4 protein-coding genes and 1 riboswitch are annotated in these 4,108 nt (G+C 59.9%); all 4 genes read left to right on the forward strand.

The window, feature by feature from the left end; translation table 11 throughout:
- Positions 1 to 72: riboswitch (glycine riboswitch) on the reverse strand. This riboswitch is flagged as partial in the annotation.
- 595 nt (positions 73 to 667) lie between these two features.
- On the forward strand, positions 668 to 1,522 hold the full coding sequence (locus AC629_RS39750) for an ABC transporter ATP-binding protein (RefSeq protein ID WP_502693097.1): 855 nt from the start codon (positions 668 to 670) through the stop codon (positions 1,520 to 1,522).
- A complete protein-coding gene (locus AC629_RS39755; protein WP_084810137.1) occupies positions 1,515 to 2,414 on the forward strand; it encodes an ABC transporter permease in 900 nt (299 codons plus the stop codon). Before AC629_RS39750 ends, AC629_RS39755 begins: the two co-directional genes overlap by 8 nt.
- Before the next feature lie 58 nt (positions 2,415 to 2,472).
- The gene (locus AC629_RS39760) at positions 2,473 to 3,507 is read left to right on the forward strand and encodes an ABC transporter substrate-binding protein (protein WP_168195702.1); all 1,035 of its coding nucleotides are present in this window, start codon (positions 2,473 to 2,475) and stop codon (positions 3,505 to 3,507) included.
- Positions 3,508 to 3,713: 206 nt separating this feature from the next.
- Positions 3,714 to 4,108: GntR family transcriptional regulator (locus AC629_RS39765; RefSeq protein WP_143199806.1), on the forward strand; the 395-nt coding region annotated here is incomplete at its 3' end.

A 4,108-nucleotide genomic window follows, 5' to 3' on the forward strand; every position in this document is an offset into this window, starting at 1 on the left:
GAGAGTTTCCGGGGCGGTTGCTCCTTCGGCGTCGGTCGCAAATGGCGATCCGAGCTCTTCCGTGACAATTGAGTTTGCAATGCTCCTGGTAAATGTTGTCCGAACCTTGATGCGGACGTCGATAACAAAAGAATGAAGATGGGCATGAGGATGTCATCATGTCCGATCGAGCGCAAGTAGTCTGTGTCTACCGATGAGGCGCATGGCGGTAATCCGGCGACGATCTCGGACCGACCTGCACAAACAGAAGCCAGTGCGGAAGGCCCCTGATCGTCCCGAATTGCACGATGTGAGTGCAATCATTCGGCGCATCGTCAACGTGTTGACGAGCGGAGAGCAATATGCCGTGCGCGCACATCGCGGCGGCGCTGGTGATGGTGCCCCGTGTTTTGCCGAAAATTCAACGGAGTGATGGTTGTCCAAGCGCTCTTCAGCGCGTGGTGCCGACCGTCGCTAGACGATGCGCACCGGCAGATGCGCCTTGCCCCAGCGTCGACATCGATCTCGTCAAATACACGCGCTGCGCAAGAAATGGACGGCGAGTGAATATAAAACCGGCTTCACATCCTAAATTCCTTATATCATCCTATTGATGGAATGATCCTCAGATGGAATGATCTGGCATGGTTCTCGCATCAATCTGGGTGCAGAAAAATTGGAGAACATCGTGCAAGCCCTCGCAACAAAACCTCAGGTAAGGCCGGTGGCGGATATATCGAGCAAAGAGGCTCCGCTGAGTGCTGCCGCTGCCTCGGACACCGTATTGCAGGTCGAGGACGTGACGCTGCAATACAAGACCCGGGATCACATCGTCACGGCGACCTACGATGTCAGCTTCGAGGTCCATCGCGGCGACCGCTTCGTGCTGCTCGGGCCGTCCGGTTGCGGCAAGTCATCGCTTTTGAAGGCGGTCGGTGGCTTTCACGCGCCGAGAGACGGGACCATCAAGCTGGACGGGCAGCCGGTGCGTAAGCCGGGCCCCGATCGCATGATGGTGTTTCAGGAGTTCGATCAGCTTCTGAGCTGGAAGACCATCGGCGACAACGTCGCCTATCCCATGCAGGTCACTCGGCGATTTCCAGCGTCGGAGATCAAGCCGCGATGCGAGCAGTGGCTCAAGCGGGCGCATCTGTCGAAATTCGGAAGCGTCTATCCGCACATGCTGTCGGGCGGCATGAAGCAGCGCGCCGCCATTGCGCGTGCGATGGCGATGGAGCCGAAGATGCTCCTGATGGATGAGCCGTTTGCCGCCCTGGACGCGCTGACCCGCCGGTCCATGCAGGAAGAACTGCTGCGCCTGTGGGAGGAAACGCGGCTGACGATGCTGTTCGTCACGCATTCGATCGAGGAAGCGATCGTGATCGGCTCGCGCGTCCTCGTCCTGTCTCCGCATCCGGGCCGTGTGCGGGCCGAGATCGGTGTCGGTCATATCGGTTTCAAGGATGTCGGTTCGCCGGAATTCCGCGACATGCATGACCGCATCCACGATCTCCTTTTCAAAACGGAAGAAGCCCATGACTGAAGCTGTATTGCTGGCCGGCAAGGCCGTGCCGTCGTCGGATGGCCGCAAGGACCAGGTCTTTCCGCTCCGGGAGCCGCCACCTGATCTCGATGCGTCGCGCGCGCTGCCGATCGGCGATGTGCTTCTGGGTAGCACGCTGCTGCGCCGCGCGAGCGTGCTGATTGTGCTCGTTCTGCTGTGGCAGGCCTATGGCGTCTACGCCAACAACAACCTGATCTTCCCGACGGCGCTGGAAGCGTGCAGCGCATTCTGGGGCGGGCTGACATCGGGCGTCCTGTTCACGCGGACGCTGTCGTCGCTGACGCTGCTCATCCAGGCCTATGTCATTGGCCTCGCGCTGGCTCTGCTGCTCGTCGCCTTCGCGGTGTCGAGCTCGATCGGTTCCGACATCCTGTCGACCCTCACTGCGATGTTCAATCCGCTGCCGGCCATTGCCCTGTTGCCGTTGGGATTGCTGTGGTTCGGCCTCGGCGCCGGCAGTATTCTTTTCGTGGTGGTTCATTCGGTGCTGTGGGCCGTGGCGCTGAACACGCATGTGGGCTTCCAGTCGGTCGGCGAAACCGTACGCATGGCCGGACGCAATATGGGACTGTCGGGTCCGGCCTATATCTTCCGCCTGCTGATCCCTGCGGCGTTTCCGGCGATCCTGTCTGGTTTGCGCATCGGCTGGGCCTTTGCCTGGCGAACGCTGATCGCAGCCGAGCTGGTGTTCGGCGCCACCTCGCGGTCCGGCGGACTCGGTTGGTACATCTTCGAGAACCGCAACAATCTCAACACGCCGGCCGTGTTCGCGGGGTTGCTGACCGTCATCCTGATCGGTCTGTTCGTCGAAGTGCTCGTCTTCGGAGCGATCGAGGCCCGCACCATCAAGAAGTGGGGAATGCAACGATAACGCACCGATGAGCCTACGACCAAGTGAAGCAGACGTTCCGCGAAAACAGGAATTAGATATGATCAAGAACTTCCGACGTTCAGGACTGCCGAGCAAGGTGCTGCTCGCGGCTCTTATCGCCAGCAGCGCTGTCGTTCCATCGGTACCCGCCCATGCCGAAATGGCGCGCGTGAAGGTGGCGACGCAGTTCGGCCTGGGCTACCTGCCTCTGATCATCATGGGTCACGACAAGCTCTGGGAGAAGGCGGCGAAGAAAGCGAGCGTCGAGGTGACGACCGAATTCTCGCAGCTCGGCGGCGGCGCGACGCTCAATGACGCGCTGCTCTCCGGATCGGTGCAGCTGGTGGCCGGCGGTGCGTCCGGCATGCTGCTGCTTTGGGACAGGACGCGGAAGAATTTTGGCGTGAAGGCGCTTGTCGCCGGCAACATCTCGTCGATCTACCTTGTGTCGAACAAGGACAGCATCAAGTCCGTGAAGGACATCACCGAGAATGATCGAATTGCCGTTCCGGGTGTCGGCAGCGGCTCGATCCAGGCGATCTATCTCGCCATGGCGGCTGAGAAAGAATTCGGAAAAGGCAATTCGGGGCGTTTCGATTCGCAGCAAGTCGCCATGCAGCTTCCCGATGCTTACGCCGCTCTCGTGAATGGCGGCACGCCGGTGACGGTTGCGTATCTGAGTTCGCCATTCCAGGAGCGGGCGCTGACGAATCCGAAGATTCACAAGATCGCCGATTCGTTCGAGATCCAGGGCGCCCCTGCGACCGTCAACGTCACCTACGCCAAGGCCGATTTCGTTCGCGACAATCCGAAGCTGGTGGCTGCCTTCTACGAAGCCTTCCGGGAAGCGATGGCACTGATCAAGGCGAATCCGAGGCTGTCGATCGACAAATATGTCGAGGCGACCGGCGACAAGACGGACAAGGCGCTGCTGCTCAGTATTCTCACCGGCCCGCAGTTCAGCTTCGATATCGCTCCGAAGAATACGAAACAGCTGGCAGACTTCCTCGCGCGCACCAAGGTGCTCAGCGTGGCGCCGACGAGCTGGAAGGATTACTTCTTCGACGCGGCTCACAATCTGGACGGCGGCTAGTCGCTGCCCATCCGATCGCTCAGGCGATTGAAGCTGGTCCGAGTTGCCGCATAGGCTATGGAGCTCTCTCCCAGTGCTCCATAGCCGGCAAGAAACAAGCTGCTGAAAGAGGATTCGTCCGCGTGTCGCAGGCCAATAGACGACAACTATCCGAAACGCAGTTGCCGCTGTATCACGCGATTGCCGGATTGTTGCGCAATGACATCATGACCGGCAAGCGGCTGGACGGTGAGCGTATTCCGACCATCGATCAGCTTGCGCTGGAATATGGCGTGGCGCGCGTCACGATCCGACAGGCCGTGGCGGTTCTCGCCGACGAAGGTCTATTGTCGGTTCAGCAAGGCAGGGGCACTTTCGTCACCGCGCCGAAGATCGTTCCGCAGAAAGTCCGTCTGGAATCGACGTGGCAGCAACTGCTCGGCATGCTCGAGGGCAATCGGCCCGAACCGCTCGAAGTCATAGAAAAGACGTTTGATCTTCCGGCCTCCACCGAGGACGGGCTGTCCACCGGCGACTACCGCTACATGCGGCGCATCCATATCCAGCATGACCAGCCATATTGCATTCTGGACATCTATCTCGATCGGCGAACCTATCTGAA

Source organism: Bradyrhizobium sp. NAS80.1 (assembly GCF_001908205.1).
In the GTDB taxonomy this organism is placed as follows: Bacteria; Pseudomonadota; Alphaproteobacteria; order Rhizobiales; family Xanthobacteraceae; genus Bradyrhizobium.